Annotated in this window: 14 protein-coding genes and 1 pseudogene; 5 read left to right on the plus strand and 10 right to left on the minus strand. The window is 70.0% G+C overall.

Going from position 1 to position 19253, the window contains the following annotated elements; genetic code table 11:
* The first annotated feature begins 10 nt into the window (after nt 1–10).
* The 5 genes from PE066_RS09060 to PE066_RS09080 all read left to right on the plus strand — a co-directional run bounded on the left by PE066_RS09060 (nt 11) and on the right by PE066_RS09080 (nt 5213).
* Nucleotides 11–1642 (plus strand): peptide chain release factor 3, encoded by a 1632-nt coding sequence (locus PE066_RS09060; protein ID WP_271236223.1) that lies wholly within the window; start codon nt 11–13, stop codon nt 1640–1642.
* Nucleotides 1643–1692: 50 nt separating this feature from the next.
* The gene (locus PE066_RS09065) at nt 1693–2943 is read left to right on the plus strand and encodes a S41 family peptidase (RefSeq protein ID WP_271236224.1); all 1251 of its coding nucleotides are present in this window, start codon (nt 1693–1695) and stop codon (nt 2941–2943) included.
* An 8-nt stretch (nt 2944–2951) separates the two neighbouring features.
* The gene (locus PE066_RS09070) at nt 2952–3740 is read left to right on the plus strand and encodes an HAD family hydrolase (protein WP_271236538.1); all 789 of its coding nucleotides are present in this window, start codon (nt 2952–2954) and stop codon (nt 3738–3740) included.
* A gap of 72 nt (nt 3741–3812) precedes the next feature.
* Nucleotides 3813–4730 (plus strand): LysR substrate-binding domain-containing protein, encoded by a 918-nt coding sequence (locus PE066_RS09075; RefSeq protein ID WP_271236225.1) that lies wholly within the window; start codon nt 3813–3815, stop codon nt 4728–4730.
* Nucleotides 4731–4835: 105 nt separating this feature from the next.
* A complete protein-coding gene (locus tag PE066_RS09080; protein ID WP_271236226.1) occupies nt 4836–5213 on the plus strand; it encodes a DUF2917 domain-containing protein in 378 nt (125 codons plus the stop codon).
* A gap of 55 nt (nt 5214–5268) precedes the next feature.
* Here PE066_RS09080 and PE066_RS09085 read toward each other — a convergent pair whose 3' ends face one another.
* From PE066_RS09085 to uvrA, 10 genes and pseudogenes are all read right to left on the minus strand, one after another.
* Nucleotides 5269–5664, minus strand: a complete 396-nt coding sequence (locus PE066_RS09085; protein ID WP_271236227.1) for a VOC family protein — start codon at nt 5662–5664, stop codon at nt 5269–5271.
* Between the two features lie 118 nt (nt 5665–5782).
* The gene (locus PE066_RS09090; RefSeq protein WP_271236228.1) at nt 5783–6055 is read right to left on the minus strand and encodes a hypothetical protein; all 273 of its coding nucleotides are present in this window, start codon (nt 6053–6055) and stop codon (nt 5783–5785) included.
* A gap of 423 nt (nt 6056–6478) precedes the next feature.
* Nucleotides 6479–6730: a hypothetical protein gene (locus tag PE066_RS09095; RefSeq protein WP_271236229.1), complete on the minus strand. Its 252-nt coding sequence runs from the start codon at nt 6728–6730 to the stop codon at nt 6479–6481.
* Nucleotides 6731–6792: 62 nt separating this feature from the next.
* Nucleotides 6793–7164, minus strand: a complete 372-nt coding sequence (locus PE066_RS09100; RefSeq protein ID WP_271236230.1) for a hypothetical protein — start codon at nt 7162–7164, stop codon at nt 6793–6795.
* A gap of 58 nt (nt 7165–7222) precedes the next feature.
* Nucleotides 7223–7444 (minus strand): annotated as a pseudogene (locus PE066_RS21425) (hypothetical protein); the annotation flags it as partial.
* 193 nt (nt 7445–7637) lie between these two features.
* Nucleotides 7638–8480 (minus strand): GIY-YIG nuclease family protein, encoded by an 843-nt coding sequence (locus tag PE066_RS09110; protein ID WP_271236232.1) that lies wholly within the window; start codon nt 8478–8480, stop codon nt 7638–7640.
* A 205-nt stretch (nt 8481–8685) separates the two neighbouring features.
* Complete coding sequence (locus tag PE066_RS09115) at nt 8686–9657, minus strand: tripartite tricarboxylate transporter substrate binding protein (protein WP_271236233.1); 972 nt, start codon at nt 9655–9657, stop codon at nt 8686–8688.
* Between the two features lie 108 nt (nt 9658–9765).
* Nucleotides 9766–12234, minus strand: coding sequence for a glycoside hydrolase family 5 protein (locus PE066_RS09120; RefSeq protein ID WP_271236234.1), 2469 nt, complete (start codon nt 12232–12234; stop codon nt 9766–9768).
* A 138-nt stretch (nt 12235–12372) separates the two neighbouring features.
* On the minus strand, nt 12373–13422 hold the full coding sequence (locus PE066_RS09125; protein ID WP_271236235.1) for a histone deacetylase family protein: 1050 nt from the start codon (nt 13420–13422) through the stop codon (nt 12373–12375).
* A gap of 5 nt (nt 13423–13427) precedes the next feature.
* On the minus strand, nt 13428–19199 hold the full coding sequence (gene uvrA / locus PE066_RS09130) for an excinuclease ABC subunit UvrA (RefSeq protein WP_271236236.1): 5772 nt from the start codon (nt 19197–19199) through the stop codon (nt 13428–13430).
* Nucleotides 19200–19253: the final 54 nt, after the last annotated feature.

The raw sequence follows: 19253 nt of genomic DNA on the forward strand, positions 1-19253 counted from the left end.
CCTTTCCCCCGTGTCCGCTTCGCCCTTTGCCGCCGAGACCCGGCGCCGCCGCACCTTCGCCATCATTTCTCACCCCGACGCGGGCAAGACCACGCTGACGGAAAAGCTGCTGCTGTTCTCCGGCGCGATCCAGATCGCCGGCGCGGTGAAGGGGCGCAAGGCCTCGCGGCACGCCACCAGCGACTGGATGGAGATCGAGAAGCAGCGCGGCATCTCGGTGGCCAGCTCGGTGATGCAGATGGTCTACCGCGACCACGTGATCAACCTGCTGGACACGCCCGGCCACAAGGACTTCTCGGAGGACACCTACCGGGTGCTGACGGCGGTCGACTCGGCGCTGATGGTGATCGACGCGGCCAACGGCGTGGAGGCGCAGACGCGCCGCCTGATCGAGGTCTGCCGCCAGCGCAACACGCCCATCATCACCTTCGTCAACAAGCTGGACCGCGAGGTGCGCGAGCCGCTGGACATCCTGGACGAGGTCGAGCGCGAGCTGGGCATGCCCTGCGTGCCCATGACCTGGCCGGTCGGCAAGGGCAAGAGCTTCGGCGGCATCATGAACCTGCGCACCGACGCGATGACGGTGTTCGAGTCCGGCAGCGAGCGCCGGCCGCAGGACTTCGAGACGATTCCCCTGGCCGACGAGGACACGCTGCGCGCGCGCTTCGGCGCCGAATACGAGGCCGCCGCCGAGAGCATGGAACTGGCCGCCGGCGCCTCGCCGGAATGGAACCACCAGGACTTCCTGGACGCCAAGCAGACCCCGGTGTTCTTCGGCTCCGGCGTCAACAACTTCGGCGTGATGGAGGTGCTGGACGCGCTGGTGGACCTGGCGCCGCCGCCGCAGCCGCGCAAGAGCTCGCTGGTGGTCAACCGGCAGGCGGTCGAGAAGATTGTGCGGCCGGAGGAGCCGAACTTCGCCGGCGTGGTGTTCAAGGTGCAGGCCAACATGGACGCCAACCACCGCGACCGCATCGCCTTCGTGCGCATGGCCTCCGGCAAGTACACCCCGGGCATGAAGCTCAAGGTGCAGCGCACCGGCAAGGAGCTGCGCCCGACCTCGGTCGTGACCTTCCTGTCGCAGCGGCGCGAGGCGGTGGACGAGGCCTTCGCCGGCGACATCATCGGCTTCACCACGCACGGCGGGGTGCAGCTGGGCGACACCATCACCGACGGCGCCGCGCTGCAGTTCACCGGCCTGCCCTTCTTCGCGCCCGAGATGTTCATGACGGTGCTGCTGAAGAACCCGCTGCGCACCAAGCAGCTGCAGCAGGGGCTGGCCCAGCTGGGCGAGGAAGGCGCGATCCAGGTGTTCCGGCCGCAGATGGGCGGCGCCATGCTGCTGGGGGCGGTCGGCCAGCTGCAGTTCGAGGTGGTGCAGCACCGCCTGAAGACCGAGTACGACGCCGACATCCGGCTGGAAGGCTGCCCCTACACCGGCGCGCGCTGGATCACCGCCGACACGCCGCAGGAGCTGCGCCAGTTCACCGACGCCTATCCGCAACGGATGGCCCTGGACGCCGCCAACGCCCTGGCATTTCTTTGCACTTCGCCGTACGACGTGCGGCTGGCGCAGGAACGATTTCCCAAAATCCACTTCCATCCGTTGCGCGAACACGCCGGCCTCGAACTTCAGCACTGATCCACGGCTGAGCCGCGCGAATAATCGCACTCCCACTGTGGAGTTGCGCCTTGTTCCGCCTTGCCCCGCTGCGCCGCGCAGCCGCCGTTGCCGCGGCCTTCTCCATTGCTTTCCTGCTGGCCGCCTGCGGCGGCGGAGGCGGCAGCGGCCCTGACCTGGCTGCCGGCGCGCTGTCGTCGCGCGGGCTGTTTCCCGAATCGTCCTCGCTGGCCGGCATGTGCTCGCTGGCCGACCAGCAGCGCTGGCTGCGCGCCTACATGGACGAGAAGTACCTGTGGAACGACGAGGTGCCCGAGGTGCGGCCCGCCGACTACGGCACGATGCCGGCCTACTTCGACGCCCTGCTGGTGCGCACGTCCGACGCCGACGGGCTGGCGCGCGACCGCTTCAGCACCAGCATGAGCAGCCGCGCGGCCGACGTGATGCAGGGCGTCGCCAGCGCCAGCGCGGCGGTGGCCGACTACGGCTCGAGCCGGCCGGTGCCGCTGGTGCGGACGATCCTGAGCACCGGCAGCCGCAAGGTCGGCTACATCCTCTTCAACGAGCACTCGAAGGGCGCGCAGGACGCGCTGATCGGCGCCTTCGGCAGCCTGCGCGACGCCGGCGTGCAGGACCTGGTGCTGGACCTGCGCTACAACGGCGGCGGCTTCCTGTACATCGCCCAGGCCGCAGCCGCCATGGTGGCCGGGCCGTCGATCGAGGGCCAGGTGTTCGAGAGCGTGCGCTACAACAGCCATCGCTCGGCCGAGAACGCCGCCGGCACCTTCATCTTCAGCACCCGGGTGCTGACCGGCGAGACCACCTATGGCCGCGGCCACCCGCTGCCGCAGTTGAAGCTGCCGCGCCTGTACGTGCTGACCTCGCAGCTGACCTGCTCGGCCAGCGAGTCCATCGTCAACAGCCTGCGCGGCATCGGGGTGCAGGTGGTCCTGATCGGCGACCGCACCTGCGGCAAGCCCTATGGCTTTCACCGCAAGGACAACTGCGGCCAGGCCTACTTCCCGATCGAGTTCCAGGTCTACAACGCGCAGGGCTACGGCGACTACACGGCCGGCTTCCCGGTGCAGTGCCGGGTGCAGGAGAACCCGCGCACCGCGCTGGGCGCGGTCGACGAGCCGCTGCTGGCGGCGGCGCTGACCCACATCGACACCGGCCGCTGCCCGGTTGCAGGCCGGCAGCTGCTCGCCAGCCCGATGCTGCAACAATCGCCGGACCCGTCGCCCCTGGACCGGCCCGAGGCGCCCCCTGCCGACTCGCCGATGTACCAGCCGGGCTGGAACGGGCGCGTGCTGCAGCCTTGACCCACTCGATACCTCCCCTCGCCCACTGGCCCCAGGACGCCCGCCGCGGCGTCCTCGGCGTCTTCACCGACATCGACGACACCCTCACCACCGAGGGTGCGATCACCCCCGATGCGCTGGATGCGCTCGGCGCGCTGCGCGCCGCCGGCCTGCACGTGATCCCCATCACCGGCCGGCCGGTGGGCTGGAGCGAACCGTTCGCGCTGGCCTGGCCGGTCGATGCCATCGTGGCGGAGAACGGCGCCGTGGCGCTGGTGCGCGACGCCGGCGGACGCCTGCGCAAGCTGTACCAGCAACCGGCCGACGAGCGCGCGCGCAACTACGCCCGCATGCAGCAGGTGCTGGCGCGCATCGAGCGCGAAGTGCCGGGCGCTCGCCGCGCCGAAGACAGCCCCGGCCGCGAAACCGACATCGCGATCGACCACAGCGAATTCACGCAGCTGCCGCCCGAGCGCATCGACCAGGTGGTGGCGCTGATGCGGGCCGAAGGCATGACCGCCACGGTCAGCTCCATCCACGTCAACGGCTGGTACGGCGACCACTCCAAGCTGGAAGGCGCGCGCTGGATCGTGCGCGAGCTGCTCGGCACCGAGCTGGACGTGCAGCTCGATCGCTGGGTGTACGTCGGCGACTCCACCAACGACGTGCTGATGTTCGAGCACTTCCCGCACAGCGCAGGCGTCGCCAACATCCGCCGCTTCCTCGACCAGCTCACGCACCGGCCGGCCTACGTGACCGAAGGCGAGCGCGGGGCCGGCTTCGCCGAAGTGGCGCGGGCGCTGCTGGCAGCGCGGTAGGCGCCCGCCAGGCCCGGCGTACACGCCCGGGCGGGGGCCGGGATAATGCCCCTGATCCCATGAGCTGCCGGCATGTCACTCCCACTTGTCCGCCTGCCCCCGCTTGACCTCGTCCGGGGCTTCGTCGCGGTCGGGCGCCGCATGAGCATCACGGCGGCGGCCGACGACCTGTGCGTGACGCAATCGGCCATCAGCAAGCAGGTCCGGGCGCTGGAAGATGCGCTGGGCGTCAAGCTGCTGCACCGCGGCTACCGCCAGGTCTCCTTCACCGAGGCGGGCGAACGCTTGTTCCGCAGCGCCGATGCGGCGCTGCAGCAGATGCAGGATGCGGTGGCCAGCCTGGCCGCGGACGGCCGGCGGCCGGTGACGATCACGGCCAGCATCGGCGTCTCGGCGCTCTGGCTGCTGCCCCGGCTGGGGGAATTCCAGCGCCGCCATCCGGCCGTCGACGTGCGCGTGGCGGCCAACAACCAGGTGCTGAACCTGGCGGCAGAGCAGATCGACCTGGCGATCCGCTACTGCGCCGAGAGCCAGGCACCGCCGGGCGCGGTCAAGCTGTTCGGCGAAACCATCGCCCCGGTGGCCAGCCCGGTGCTGCGGCTGCGCTCGCTGGCCAGCCCGCGCACGCTCGCTCGGCAGGTGCTGCTGGAGTACGAGGACCGGCGGCCCTGGCTGCAATGGGACGACTGGCTGGCAGCGCGCCGATGGAGCCGGACGCAGGCGCGCGGCATCCTCCGCTTCAACCAGTACGACCAGGTGATCCACGCCGCCGTGAACGGCCAGGGCATCGCGCTGGGCCGCCTGGAGCTGCTGGCGCCGATGCTGCAGGACCAGCGGCTGCGGGTGCTGGATGCGACGCACCCGCGCGCCCCGAGCGCCTTCTCCTACTGGCTGGTGCAGGCCAGCCCCGCCCCGCGCCGGGAGGTGGCGGACGTCGCCGGCTGGATCCTCGAGGAAGCGCGGCAGCTGCCCGATCCGGCCATCAGGTGACATGCCTGCCAGGCATGTGAGTCCGGCGCGCATTTCGCGTGACGGCCGGTGCCGGCGTTCGAACAATGAGTCTTCAGGCGCAGGTCGCGCCGAAGCGAGAAGACCATGACGACGCTGACCGAGTTTTCCACCTGCCGTCCCGCCCGCCCTCGGCACTCGCGGCGCGCGGCGCTGCTGCCGCAACCCTCCTGCTACCAGCTTCAACTGCAGGAGATCGGCCCGCAGGCCACCCCGCGGCGGCGGCGCCGGGCCGGCGATCTGCCCGAAACGATCGAGCTGAGCCGCAGCGGACCGCGCGCCGCCTCGTTGCGAGCGCTGTCCCCGTTGCGGCTCACCTGCACGGCTGGCGTGATCTGGCTCACCTGCGAGGGCGATCCGCACGACTACGTGCTCCAGCCGGGCGACGACCATACGGCGCAGCCGGGCGACCGCCTTGCGCTGCTCGGCATGCCGATGGGCGCGGTCGTGGTGAACTGTGCCTGAAGCCGTCGGTGCGATGTCGGCCCGCGGCACCACGGGCCAGGCCATGGCCGGCCCTTCAGCCGGCCGGCGCACGGGCGTAACTGACGGTCAGGATCTCCCAGATGTGACCGCGCGGTTCGTCCCAGTACACCAGCCGCCCACCGCCGTGGCTGCCGACCCGCCGGTCCGCCGGGCCGTCGGGTCGACTGCGCCAGGCGATGCCGGCGGCCTGCAGCCGACCCAGGATCTGATCGAAACGCTCGGGCGGCACCTGGAACGCGAAGTGGCCGACCGGGAACGGCTCCTGCATCTCGTCGAAATCGAGCGTCAGCGTGTCGCTGACGTAGACCGCGGAGAACGGCCCCGGCCCGCCGTTCGCCGACCAGGGGACACCCAGCAGCTCGGCGATCTTCCGGGCCGAAGCAATGCGGTCTTGCGAGTGGACGACGACGTGGTCGAGGTGGATGGTCATGGTCGGGCCTCCTGCGTGCGCAGGAACAGCCTACGACAGTCCCGCACGTCCTGCAGACAGGCCGGCGGATCGGCATCACCCAGCACTCGTGTGGAGGAATCCACGCACCTGGAGGCTGTCACTCGATCGACATATCCGCCAGATGGAAGCCCTTCTTCCTGCTCCAGCTGATCGTGTTGCCATCATTGCCCTCTCCGGTGTTCCGGCAGGGCAGGAAGACGCACCAGTCGATGCGGCGTTGGCGCTTGACCAGCACGCTGAAATTGCCCGCCTTCGGGTCGGGGCTCGATCCGCGGAAGCTGGCCAGCTCGGCCCACTCTCCGTTCGGCCGGCGTGCAGCCACCAGGACAAAGCTGCCGATCTTCCCCGAAGCGTCCTCGTACACACCCACCGCGACCTTGTCCGGGCTTCCGTCCCGATCGACATCGGCATCGAAGGCGAAGCTCCGGCAGCGCCGCTGGACAACAGGCGGTCGACCGACGCGCTGGCCCCCTCGAAGGCTGCAAAGTGTTCCTTCCTGAGGAGAGCGGCCCGTACCCAGGAGGGATCGAGTTGGCTGGCGTCGATACCCAGCACCCGGTCGGAACGGGGCCAGATCTGCAATCGCGCGAACCAGTCCGCGCCTTGCGGCTGGCCCTTGTCGCACACCAGCACCTCCGGGGTGGTGACAAGCCCACCGGCAGGACATGACGGGGCTGCCGCCCAGGACGTGGGCGCAAGGGCCCACAGGAGCAGCCCCACGCACGCGAGTTTCCGCGCGGCATGCGGCCTCTGAAGCTCGTCTGCAGATGCCTTCATGGGACAGCCGACGCGCCTACTGCGGTCGCGAGGGCTGCCGAGGGGCGGCCGCCTGCTTGTCCTTACGCCACCGGTAGATACCGAAGAGGCACCAGGCGGTCACGAAGAACGGCACCGACAACCCGAGCGCGTGCACGACGTCGTAACCCGGGTCCGGGCGGAACGCCGCGTTGAGCAGCGGGAGCGCGGCGCCCGTCGTCAAACCGAGTCCGAGGGCATGCTGCACGACGACGTAGCGCAGCCAGGTGATCGACTTCTTGTTCTTCATCTTGGCTCTTGGGTTAGCAAGTCATTGGCCTTGCTGGCGCACGAGGAGGTCAGTCGCTTGCGTCACCTGATGTGAAACTCGTCCCATTCGAGATCGGTCCACCACTCGGCTTCGAGTCCGTTGCACGTCTCGCCGTGGGCTCGGCACATGAAACAACCATCGCCGCGCGTGAGCGCACTGTCCTCGACCGACGGGTAACGGACCAGCAGGGCCGCGGCGCCCTCACGTGCGGCCGCCTCCGTCTCGTTCATCGGCCGATCCGGCAACTCGTGAAGGCCGCACCGGCGAAGCCGCTCCGCACCCTCCGGGAACAGGACGGAGTTCTCCGCGTCGATATGACGCCAGAGCGCGTGCGAGTAGCGGATCGCCAGGGACCGGAGCCGGACCCGATCGTCGCCGGACGGCGGGCCCTGTTCGAGGAACGGCGCCATCATCGCGCAACCACGCCTCCATCTCGGCGTGCTCCTGAAGGACGGCGTGCACGGGTCCGCCGTCGCCCGGCAGTTCCGCATCCTTCATGAGCGCAGCGAGGAACACCCGCTCCTCGCGCTCATGGTGGAAATGGCCGGCGAACTCGGTGAAGAAGGCGGCGAACCGCCTGCCGTCGTCCAGAGCCGCCGTTCCGGCGGCGAGCCCATCGACGTACGTGCGAAAAGATCCGAGCACCCGATCGATCAGCACGTGTTCGTCCTGGAACGTGTCGATCATCTTCATCGTCGATTCGCCCTGGTCGTGCCGCCTTGCGCTTAAACCGAGACAGAGTCGCTCGACTGACTCGAAACTCTTCTCATCGACCACTCTCTTCGTCAAGGAGTCAACGGAAGCGGGCAAGCTCCACGTCCGAGTCGAATGACCTGTTAGGGCTGCAACCCTGCAGTTGCCGGCAGCTTTTCCTCGACCATCGCGGTCATGCCATCTCGTCCAATTCTCGAAGGGTTGTGCCGTCTTTCCTTCGCCAAGCTGTCAGGCCATTGGCGTTCCCGCCCTTGATGGTCGCCGCTGCAGAAGACGGGCTAGAGAACTCGGCATCCTTCACAAACCTCAGCAGGCCGTTCTCGATGACGAGAGTCCCCTCGTCAAGCAACTGCTGTCGAAGGTTCTTGACCCACTGATGCGCCGATGGTCGCTCTTCGGCTACCGCTGTGGAGCCCTTATAGACCACAAATCCGTTCGGGCTGCGCTTGCCTTGAGCCTCCGCATTCTTAACGGTGCAGAACAGGAGGTCTGGAGCCGACATTGATGTCGCCTGCTGCACGACTGGCGTCAGGATGTCGGACCCGAGTACCGGCAAGAGCTGCCGGATTCTCCCCAGGAACACCTCCATATCCTCTCGATCAGACTCCGGCAGCTTGGAGCCCCCGGCTTGGTTCTGATCGAGAGCGTAGCGCCCGACCGATGTCGCCTCCGATAGAAGCCGGCTCTCTAGATGGCGCACGTGAGCCTTTGTTAGGTTCTCGTCCTTGCTCACGAACGCGATAGCCCCAATCCAGAACTCTTTGGATTTGTGCTGCTTCAGGCGCTCACGAAGAACTTCCGCCTCGCCGATATACGCTCGCGGCGCATTAGTTTCTGGATCAGTTCCAAGCAGGATGTAGATGCCAGGCTTATCGAGTTCCTCCCGCGACAGGAGCTCGTCAAGTTCGGTACGAGGAGCAGCAATGGCCTTGCCACTCCAGTTCGAGATTTCCGCGGTCCGCAGACTTTTTGCGTCCCCATGCGGAAGAAACAGCTTAATAGTTGCAGAAGTCATGTTCGATGTGTGCGGTTGCTCTTGCAGCCTAACGCCTGCGGCGGTCTTCGTGTGCCGCCAGCCACATCAAAGGCTCGAACCCGCACGCCGGTCCCCCGCGGCGTGCAATAGCTAGGAAGCGCTGGCGCGTTGCGCTGGATCCCCCGCCTTCGCGGGGGGTGACGAGCATTGGCGGGGCAACCACCACGATGCGCGCGAGCGCAGCTCAATTCGCCTTCACCAGCCCCAGCTTCTCCACCAGCGCCTTCTCCGTCGCGAAGGTGTCCTGCGCGAACTTGGTGTAGCCGGCCGGGCTCATGTACATGGGCACCATGTCGTAGCGGGCCAGCGCCTGCACGTAGCTGGGTTCTTCCATCGCCTTCTTGAAGGCGTCGTGCAACTTGGCCACCACTTCCGGCGGCGTGCCGCGCGGCGCGCCGATGCCGAAGGGCGAGTTCTGGACGATGTCCAGGCCCAGCTCCTTGAGCGTCGGCGCATCGGGGAATTTCTCCAGCCGCTTCTCGCCCCAGGTGTTGAGCACGCGCAGCTTGCCGGCCTGCACCAGCGGCGCGAAGCCGGTGGAATCGGCGGCGGCCATGATGTGGCCGCCGGTGATGGCCTGGGCCAGGTCGGCGCTGCCCTTGTAGGGGATGTGGTTCAGCTGCACGCCCAGCTTCTGCGCGATCAGCTCGGTCGTCAGGTGCGGGCTGGTCAGCGTGCCGGTCGATCCGTAGCTCAACTTGCCCGGGTTCGCCTTGGCGTAGGCCACGAAGTCGGCCCAGTTCTTGATGGGGCTGTCGGCCGGCACCACGATGCCGAACGCATAGCCGGTGACGTTGAGGACGTAGGCGATGTCCTTGACCGGGTCCCAGTTGATCTTGGTGGTGTACGGCAGCCGGAACACGCCCAGCGGGATCTGCGCCAGCGTGTAGCCGTCGGCCGGCGAGGTCTGCAGCTGCTGGGCCGGCAGCGTGCCGCCGGCGCCCGGCTTGTTCTCCACCACCACCGGCTGGCCCAGCACCTTGCCGGCGTTGTCGGCCAGCTGGCGCATGGTGATGTCGGTGGGGCCGCCGGCCGGGAAGGCGATCACCAGTCGAATCGGTTTGTTCGGGAAGGCGCCCGCGCCCTGGGCGAAGGCGGGCACGGCGGGCAGGGCCGCGGCAGCGGCGGCAAGCTGGATCAGGTGGCGGCGGCGCATCGGAATCAGGCTCCTGTGGTGAATGGCGGTGCCGGCATTGGAGGGGCACCGCGGCCGCGCCTCAACCGGGGAAACACCCGCCGGGTGTCGCGCAGGTGAAAGGGGGTCTCAACCGGCCGCCCGGCCCGCCAGCCAGCGCTCCAGCACCCCGAGCTCGGCGTCGCTGGGCCGCCCCCGCCCGGTGACCACCGCATGGACATGGCCGCCGAAGGTACGCGTCTGCGGCTGCAGCGGATCGCCCCAGCCGATCAGCAGGTCGCCGACCGGCCCGGCGCCCGGCGCGGCATTCCCGGTAGCCGCGACCGCGCCATCCACCCGCAACTGCTGCCCACCGGGCCCTCCGACCAGCGCCAGCACGTGGGTCGCGCCCACCGCGGGCGCCGGTGCCGACAGCGTCAGCGTGCCGCCCCCGCCGCCGCTCCAGCTCGCCTGTGGCTGGCCGTTGGCCAGCGCCAGCTCCACGCTGCCCCCGGGCAGCCCCACCACGCCGGCCCGGAACACCACGCCGCCGGCGCCGGCCAGCGGCAGGCCGATCGCGGCCAGCACGAAGTGGTCGTCCTGCAGGTTCCAGGGCGCCTGGTTGCTCGGGTTGGGATAGGTCGGCCCGGGGATCGCCTTGCGGCACCACAGGCCGGTGGCGCCGGCGCCGGTCAGGTCGGCGTGCGGGTGGCCGGTGCGGCGCAGCACCGGCGGCTGCCGCGGCCCCGAGTTGGCGCTGTCCTGGTTCATCCAGTTGAGCATTTCCATCGGGTTGCCGACGCCCGAGGCGAAGCCGCTGTCGGCCACCGCCCGCACCGGCTCGCCGTCCTGCGCGGGACGGCCCAGCAGGTAGTCGGTGAAGCCATCGGCGAAGTCCCACAGCGCCGCCGAGTGGCGCGCCAGGATCGCCCGCGCGGCGTTCTCCAGCGACGTCGCGGCCTGCGCGACCGGATCGGCGATCGAATAGACCTGCCGCGGCGGCGGCACCTGCCGTCCGCTTGCGGCCTGGTAGCTCAGCGTGGCGACACTGTCCGGGGCCGGCGTGAAGGCGAACGAGTCCTGTCCGTTCGGCCCTGCCGGGATCAGCAGCGCCGTCTTGCTGAAGCTGCCGCCGGCATCGGAGCTGACCGTCAGCGCCGCCGGCGCCGCCAGGTTGCCGCGGGCGAACACGGTGATCGTCACAGCCGCGCCGCCGGCCGCCGCGCCGGGCCCGGCGTCGAACAGGTCGGCCTGGTCGATGCCGGCGGCCGCCTTGATCGGCCCGGCCACCATCGGTTCCAGCGTGCGGTGCTGGTGCCAGCCGGGCACGTGGTTGATCCCGTGGTTGCGCGCGGCCCAGTGGCTGCCGCCGATCCAGGTCTGGATCTCCCAGCCGTTGGCCCAGGTGTGGTCGATCATCCGGCGGAAGGCCTCGTGCCAGCGCTCATCGTCGACCGGCATGCCGGTTTCGGTCAGCGCCACGACGGTGCCGTGGGCATGGGCCCAGTCGGTGGCGATGCGCATGCGGTTGACGCCGGTGTCCAGCGTCATCGGTCCGACGCCGAAGCCGGCCGTGAAGTTCTTGGCGACCTCCAGCTCCCAGTCGAAGCCGTTGCCGTTGTTGAAGGCGTCCACGTAGCTGTGCACCTCGTACACGAGGTTGCTGCCCGCCAGCGGCCAGGCGGGGTTCAACGCGGGTCCGATGTTCATCGCCCCGCCCCAGGCGTTGCCGGAGAGGTAGATGGTGCCGGCCGGGTCCACCGCGCGGATCGCGTCGATCGCGGCGCGGGCGAACACCGGCCAGATCAGCAGGTCCTCGCCGACGCCGCCGACTGGCGTGGAGTCCGTGACCTGGCCGGGCAGCGGCATATCGTGCGGCTCGTTCATCAGGCCGTAGCCGCCGAAGCCCGGATGGCTGCCCCAGCGCTGCGCCAGCCGGCGCCAGAAGTCGGCGAACGCGGCCGGGCTGAGCGTGGCGCCGGGCGCGGTCGCCATGATGCGGGTGAACACCTGCGACGGGTCGGTGGTGTAGGCGCGGCGCAGCGGATCGGCCGGCTGCGTCAGCCCGATCACCGAGCCGTCCGGCTGGAAGCGGAAGTCGCGGTAGCGGCAGTAGTTGTGGCAGTCGAGGATGCAGCGCGTGCCGGCGGCGGCATGGGCATCGAGCACCGTGTCGATGTAGCCGGCGTAGCCGGCGTGCAGCGCACCGGGCTCGCCGATCAGGGCGCGCGCCTGCGCGTTGGCCGACGTGTCCACCAGCATCGGCTGCAGCAGCTCCCACATGAACGGCAGGCGGTTCTTGCCGAAGCCGCGGGTGGCCAGCCAGCGCACCTCGGCCGCGCGCGGCACGGTGAAGTCCAGGTTGGGCGCGGTGGCGTCGCTGGCGCGCACGCCGTCGGCCCATTCCATGCCCGACAGGTTGGAGCCGATCCGACCCACCGGTGCGACGGCCGATGCATCCGGCTGCACGCCGGAATCACCGCCCGGGCCGACGCCGCTGGCGGGACCGGGGGCAGCCGCACTGTCGCTCCCACCGCCGCCGCCCCCGCAACCGACGGCGCCCAGCAGGGTCAGCACCGCGACGCTGATCGCGCCCTTGTGGAATTCCCGTCGCTGCATCGCTGCCCCGCCCTGCGGCTACTGCCCGCTCTGCGGCCAGTGTCGGCAGCACGTCGGCGCGACGGGTGTAATGCGCGACTACAGCGGTAACGAAGCTGGGCGGCCAGGCGGCCCGTTCGGGCCCTTGCGCCGGCTGGCTCAGCCGGCGTGCTGGCGAAATCCCTCGAGCACGTTGGCGGCGTTCACGCCGACCTCGGCCACCGCATAGCCGCCTTCGAACACGAACAGCGTCGGCAGCCCGGCCGCCGCCAGCGCCTCGCCCACCCGCAGGTAGTCGGCGCTGCGCAAACGGAAGCCGGCGATCGGGTCGCCCTCGAAGGTGTCCAGGCCGAGCGAGACGACCAGCGCCTGCGCCCCGTGCGCGGCGATCGCCTGCAGCGCCGTGGCCAATGCTTCGCGCCAGCGATCGAAGCCGGTGCCGCGCGGCAGCGGCAGGTTGAGGTTGCAGCCCTCGCCGGCGGCGGCTCCGCGCTCGTCGGCGTAGCCCAGGAAGTAGGGGTACTCGGTGTGCGGATCGCCATGCACGCTGGCGAAGAACACGTCGGCCCGCTCGTAGAAGATGGCCTGGGTGCCGTTGCCGTGGTGGTAGTCGACGTCGAGGATCGCCACCTTGTCCATGCCGCCATCGCGCAGCGCCTGGGCGGCGATGGCGGCGTTGTTGAGGAAGCAGTAGCCGCCGAAGAAGTCGGCGCCGGCGTGGTGGCCGGGCGGACGCGTCAGCGCGAAGGCGCTGCGGTGCCCCTGCAGCAGGTGGCGGGCACCGGCCACGGCACACGCCGCGCCCTGACGCGCGGCTTGCCAGGTGCCGGCGGTGAGCGGCGAGCCGGCATCGAAGGAAAACAGCCCCATGCGCGCCGGAAAGCTGGCCGGCAGCACGTCGCTGCGGAAGGTGCGGATCGGCCAGTACGAGGGCAGCGCATCGCGTTCGGCGTTCTTCGGGTCGAGCGCCACCCATTCGTCCCAGGCGCCGGCGAGGAAGTCGAGGTAGCGCGGCGCGTGCACGCGGGCCAGCACGTCGAGGCCCACCTCCGGCAGCGCCGACTCGATCGGCCCGAGCTGGCGCGAGCGCAGGGCCTCCAGCACGTAGTCGGCCCGCGCCGGCACCTCGAAGCAGGGCACCAGCTCGCCGCGGAACATCTCGTGGCGGCCGTGGTGCAGGGCGTGGCGGTCGTTGAAGAAGGTGTGCATGGTTCTCAGGCCCTTGCCAGCACCGGAGCCAGCGCCTTGCCGGTGTGCGTGCCCAGCCGCACCACTTCCTCGGGCGGCGCGGCGGCGACCACCTGGCCGCCGGCGCTGCCGCCCTCGGGGCCGAGGTCGACGATCCAGTCGGCTTCGGCGATCACGTCCAGGTCGTGCTCGATCACCAGCACGCTGTGGCCGCCGTCCACCAGCCGGTGCAGCACGCGGATCAGCTTTTCCACGTCGGCCATGTGCAGGCCCACCGTCGGTTCGTCCAGCACGTACAGGGTGTGCGGCGCCTTCTGGCCGCGCCGGGTGATGTCGTCGCGCACCTTGGACAGCTCGGTCACCAGCTTGATGCGCTGCGCCTCGCCGCCCGACAGCGTGGGCGAGGGCTGGCCCAGCGTGAGGTAGCCCAGGCCCACGTCCTTGAGCAGCTGCAGCGGGTGGCTGACGTTGGGCATGGAGGCGAAGAACTCGACCGCCTCGTCCACCTCCATCTGCAGCACGTCGCCGATGCTCTTGCCGCGCCAGGTGACGGCCAGCGTCTCCGGGTTGAAGCGGGCGCCGTGGCAGGACTCGCAGGGCACCTTCACGTCCGGCAGGAAGCTCATGGCGATGGTGCGCACGCCCTGGCCTTCGCAGGTCGGGCAGCGGCCCTCGCCGGTGTTGAAGGAGAAGCGTCCCGGGCCGTAGCCGCGCGCCTTGGCTTCCAGCGTGTCGGCGAACAGCCGGCGGATGGTGTCCCAGAAACCGATGTAGGTGGCCGGGCAGGAGCGCGGCGTCTTGCCGATCGGGGTCTGGTCCACCTCCAGCACGCGATCGATCGCCTGGTAGCCGTCGAGCGCCGCGCAGCCGCTCCACGCCGGGTGCTTGCCACGATCGTCGGCCTCGCGGCCGGCCTTGGTGCTGCGCTGCTGCACGGCCGCCTGCACGTTGTGCAGCAGCACGTCGCGCGCCAGCGTCGACTTGCCGGAGCCGGACACGCCGCTGACGGCGACCAGCCGGCGCAGCGGGATGTCGACGTCCACCTGGCGCAGGTTGTGCAGATCCGCGCCGCGCAGCTGGAGGAAGCTCACGTCGCCCGGGTCATCGTTGCGCGGGGGTGGCAAGACAGGATCGTCCGTGGATGGGATCGCCCGCCGCGGCTTGAGCGGATGCCGCATGGCGTGCAGCAGGTAGCGCCCGGTCAGCGATTCCTCGCTCGCGACCACGTCCTGCGCCGTGCCCTGCGCGATCACGCGGCCGCCGCGTTTGCCCGCGCTCGGGCCGATGTCGATGATGTGGTCGGCGCGGCGGATGGTGTCCTCGTCGTGCTCCACCACCACCAGCGTGTTGCCCTTGTCGCCCAGCTTGTGCAGCGCATCCAGCAGGATCTGGTTGTCGCGCGCGTGCAGCCCGATGGTCGGCTCGTCCAGCACGTAGCACACGCCCTGCAGGTTGGAGCCGAGCTGCGCCGCCAGCCGGATGCGCTGGGCCTCGCCGCCCGACAGCGTGGGCGCGCCGCGGTCCAGCGTCAGGTAGCCCAGGCCCACTTCCTCCAGGAACTCCAGCCGGCTGCGGATCTCCGGGATCAGGTCGCGCGCGATGCCCTGCTCGCGGTCGGTCAGGCCGCCGGCGCGCTGCAGGCGCTCGACCCAGCGCCGCACGTCGGTGACCGACAGCGCGGCGATCTCGGCGATGCCGATGCCGTCGAACTTCACCGCACGCGCCTGCGCGTTCAGGCGCGTGCCCTGGCAGGACGGGCAGCATTCGTCGGTGAGGTCCTCCACCTCCGGCTCGGCGAAGGTCTGCTCGCGGCCCTTGTTGTCGTCGGCGCCGAGCACGGTGTCGTCGAAGGCCTTGCGCTGCTCGCGCGTGAGCCGCACGCCGGTGCCGACGCACTCCGGGCACCAGCCGTGCTTGCTGTTGTAGGAGAACAAGCGCGGGTCCAGCTCGGCGTAGCTGGTGCTGCACACCGGGCAGGCGCGCCGGGTGGAGAACACCTCGACCTGGCCGATGTGGCCATGCTGCGCCTCGCCGTTGGCGAAGGCGGCGCGCAGCCCGTCCAGCGGCGCCAGCAGGTGCAGCACGCCCTTGCCATGCTCCAGCGCCTCGGCGAGCTTGTCGCGCAGCAGCGCCTCGTGGGCCGGGGACACGTCGAGGTCGCACACCGGCAGCTCGATGGTGTGTTCCTTGAAGCGGTCGATGCGCGGGAAGCCGACGGTGGGCAGGAAGTTGCCGTCCACCCGCAGGTGGGTGTACTTGCGCGCCCGCGCCCACTCGGCCAGCTCGGTGTACACGCCCTTGCGGTTGACCACCAGCGGCGCCAGCAGGCCGACGTGCTGGCCCCGGTAGCGCCGCATGATCTGGGCGGCGATGCTGTCCGGCGTCTGCGGCCGCACCTCGGCGCCCTCGTTGACGCAGTGCTGCACGCCCAGCTTGACGTACAGCAGGCGCAGGAAGTGCCAGACCTCGGTGGTGGTGCCGACGGTGGACTTGCGGCCGCCGCGCGACAGGCGCTGCTCGATCGCCACGGTGGGCGGGATGCCGTACACCGCGTCCACCTCGGGCCGGCCGGCCGGCTGCACGATGCTGCGCGCGTAGGCGTTGAGCGACTCCAGGTAGCGCCGCTGCCCTTCGTTGAACAGGATGTCGAAGGCCAGCGTCGACTTGCCCGAGCCCGACACGCCGGTGATCACGCTGAAGCGGTTGTGCGGGATGTCGACCGACAGGTTCCTCAGGTTGTGCTCGTGGGCGTTGACGATCTGGATGGCCGCCGGCCTCGCCGGCCCGGTCGGCTTCACCGCAGCGAGCGCGGTGTCGGGCCGCCGCTCGGCAACCCCCAGCGTGCCGTCGTACTCGCGCAGCGCCTTCGCGGTGTGCGACGCCGGATGCAGCTTCAGCTCCTCCGGCGGCCCTTCGGCCACCAGCAGGCCGCCGGCCTCGCCGCCTTCCGGGCCCAGGTCGACCAGCCAGTCGGCGGCGCGGATCACGTCCAGGTTGTGCTCGATCACGACCAGCGAATGGCCGGCCTCCAGCAGCTTGCGCAGGGCGCGCATCAGCTTGGCAATGTCGTCGAAGTGCAGGCCGGTGGTGGGCTCGTCGAACAGGAACAGCGTGCCCTTGCGCGCCAGGCCCTGCCGGCTGTTGCTGGCCGACTTCGCCGCCTCGGCCAGGAAGCCGGCCAGCTTCAGCCGCTGCGACTCGCCGCCCGAGAGCGTGGGCACCGGCTGCCCCAGCTTCACGTACTCCAGCCCGACGTCGACGATCGGCTGCAGCGCGCGGATCACGTCGCGGTCGTCGGCGAACAGCGCGGCGGCCTCGCTGACGGTCAGATCCAGCACGTCGGCCACGTTCAGCCGGCGGAAATTGGAATCTGACCCCGATTTCCGCTCGATCGTGACTTCGAGGATCTCGGGGCGGTAGCGCTTGCCGTCGCAGTCGGGGCAGCGCAGGTAGACGTCGGAGAGGAACTGCATCTCGACGTGCTCGAAGCCGGAGCCGCCGCAGGTCGGGCAGCGGCCGTCGCCGCTGTTGAAGCTGAACTTGGCGGCGGTGTAGCCGCGCTGGCGCGCCAGCGCCGAGTTGGCGAAGATCTCGCGGAGGCTGTCCCAGGCGCCGACATAGCTGACCGGGTTGGAGCGCGCGGTCTTGCCGATCGGCGACTGGTCGACGAACACCACGTCGCCCAGGTGGTCGGCGCCGAGCAGGCGCTCGTGGTGGCCGGGCGTCTCGGTGGCGCGGCCGAAATGGCGCAGCAACGCCGGCGCCAGGATGTCCTGCACCAGCGTCGACTTGCCCGAGCCCGACACGCCGGTCACCACCACCAGCCGCTGCAGCGGAAACTCCACCGACAGGTTCTTCAGGTTGTGCTCGCAGGCGCCTTCCAGCACCAGCCGCGGCGTGGCGGCGGTGACGGCGCGCTTGAAGCCCATGCCGACCTGCTTGCGTCCGCCCAGGTAGGCGCCGGTCAGGGTGTCGGCATGGCGCAGGTCGTCGGTGGCGCCGTCGAACACGATCTGGCCGCCGCGCTCGCCGGGGCCGGGGCCCATGTCGATCATGCGGTCGGCCGCCAGCATCACGGCCGGGTCGTGCTCCACCACCACCAGCGTGTTGCCGGCGTCGCGCAGCCGCTTCATCGCCTCGGTGATGCGGTTCATGTCGCGCGGGTGCAGGCCGATGCTGGGCTCGTCCAGCACGAACAGCGTGTTCACCAGCGAGGTGCCGAGGGCCGTGGTCAGGTTGATGCGCTGCACCTCGCCGCCGGATAGCGTGCGGCTCTGGCGGTCCAGCGTCAGGTAGCCGATGCCGACGTCGACCAGGTACTTGAGGCGGGTGGTGATCTCCTCGAACAGCAGCTTCAGCGCCTGGTGCTCGCCGGCCGGCGCATCGGCGCCCGCCTGCGGCTCCAATTGGGCAAAGAACTGCCGCAGCTTGTCGATCGGCAGCAGCATCAGGTCGTGCAGCGACAGCCCCGGCAGCGCTTCCAGCTGCTCGCGCGGCCAGTCCACGCCCACCGGCAGGAAGCGCCGGGCCGGCGGCAGCACGGCATCGGCGGCTTCGCGGCTGCCCAGTCGCCAGAGCAGGCTTTCCAGCTTCAGGCGCGCGCCGCCGCAGGCCTCGCACGGGGTGTAGCTGCGGTACTTGGACAAGAGCACGCGGATGTGCATCTTGTAGGCCTTGCTCTCCAGGTACTGGAAGAAGCGCCGCACGCCGTACCACTGCTTGCTCCAGTTGCCCTCCTTGTAATTGGGCGTGCCGTCGATCACCCACTGCTTCTGCTCGGGCGTGAGCTTGTACCAGGGCGTGTCGCGCGGAATGCCGGCGGTCTCGGCGTGCCGCATCAGGTCGTCCTGGCACTCCTGCCAGGCCGGCGTCTGCATCGGCTTGATGGCGCCGGCGCGCAGCGTCAGCTTGTCGTTCGGGATCACCAGCCCGTAGTCGACGCCGATCACCCGGCCGAAGCCGCGGCAGGTCTCGCAGGCGCCCACCGGCGAGTTGAACGAGAACATCGAGGGGATCGGGTCGGCGTAGCGGATGTCGCTGTCGGGGCAGTGCAGGCCGGTGGAGAACTTCCAGACTTGCGCCTCGTCTTCCGCGACGGTGGCGTACACCGCCATCCGCCCGGCCCCGCGCTTGAGCGCGACTTCGATCGCCTCGATCGCGCGCACCTTCTCCACGCCCTGGATGCGGAAGCGGTCGGCCACCACGTCCAGCACCTTGCGTGGGCCGGTGACGGTCGCCACCTCGCGCTGCGCCTGCACCCGGGTGAAGCCGCTGGCGGCCAGCCATTGCTCGACTTCCTCCGGCGTGGTGCTGGCCGGCAGTTCGACCGGGAAGGTCACCACCAGGCGCGGATCGCCGTCCTTCGTGCGCGCCATCAGCTCGGCGTAGATGGTCTCGGGCGTGTCGTGCCGCACCCGGCGGCCGCTCTTGCGGTCGAACAGCTCGGCGGCCCGGGCGAACAGCAGCTTGAGGTGGTCGTTCAGCTCCGTCATGGTGCCGACGGTGGAACGCGAGGACCGCACCGGGTTGGTCTGGTCGATCGCGATCGCCGGCGGCACGCCCTCGACCCGGTCGACCGCCGGCTTGTCCATGCGGTCCAGGAACTGGCGCGCGTAGGCCGAGAAGGTCTCGACGTAGCGGCGCTGCCCTTCCGCGTAGAGCGTGTCGAACACCAGGCTGGACTTGCCCGAGCCGCTGGGGCCGGTGACCACGGTCAGCTCGCCGGTGCGCAGGTCGAGGTCGAGGTTCTTGAGGTTGTGCTGCCTGGCACCGCGGATGCGGATCAATCCCTGGGTCATGTGGCCGTGTTCTCGTCGAAGGCGGAACATTCTAGGGATGAGCCCCCGGCCGAG

This window comes from Ramlibacter tataouinensis (assembly GCF_027941915.1).
Classification (GTDB): Bacteria; Pseudomonadota; Gammaproteobacteria; order Burkholderiales; family Burkholderiaceae_C; genus Ramlibacter; species Ramlibacter tataouinensis_C.

Coding starts and splice junctions, on each gene's coding strand:
- PE066_RS09075 (WP_271236225.1), top strand. CDS start 3,813: ATGTCACTCCCACTTGTCCGCCTGCCCCCGCTTGACCTCGTCCGGGGC.
- PE066_RS09080 (WP_271236226.1), top strand. CDS start 4,836: ATGACGACGCTGACCGAGTTTTCCACCTGCCGTCCCGCCCGCCCTCGG.
- PE066_RS09085 (WP_271236227.1), bottom strand. CDS start 5,664: ATGACCATCCACCTCGACCACGTCGTCGTCCACTCGCAAGACCGCATT.
- PE066_RS09095 (WP_271236229.1), bottom strand. CDS start 6,730: ATGAAGAACAAGAAGTCGATCACCTGGCTGCGCTACGTCGTCGTGCAG.
- PE066_RS09100 (WP_271236230.1), bottom strand. CDS start 7,164: ATGATGGCGCCGTTCCTCGAACAGGGCCCGCCGTCCGGCGACGATCGG.
- PE066_RS09110 (WP_271236232.1), bottom strand. CDS start 8,480: ATGACTTCTGCAACTATTAAGCTGTTTCTTCCGCATGGGGACGCAAAA.
- PE066_RS09115 (WP_271236233.1), bottom strand. CDS start 9,657: ATGCGCCGCCGCCACCTGATCCAGCTTGCCGCCGCTGCCGCGGCCCTG.
- PE066_RS09120 (WP_271236234.1), bottom strand. CDS start 12,234: ATGCAGCGACGGGAATTCCACAAGGGCGCGATCAGCGTCGCGGTGCTG.
- PE066_RS09125 (WP_271236235.1), bottom strand. CDS start 13,422: ATGCACACCTTCTTCAACGACCGCCACGCCCTGCACCACGGCCGCCAC.
- uvrA (WP_271236236.1), bottom strand. CDS start 19,199: ATGACCCAGGGATTGATCCGCATCCGCGGTGCCAGGCAGCACAACCTC.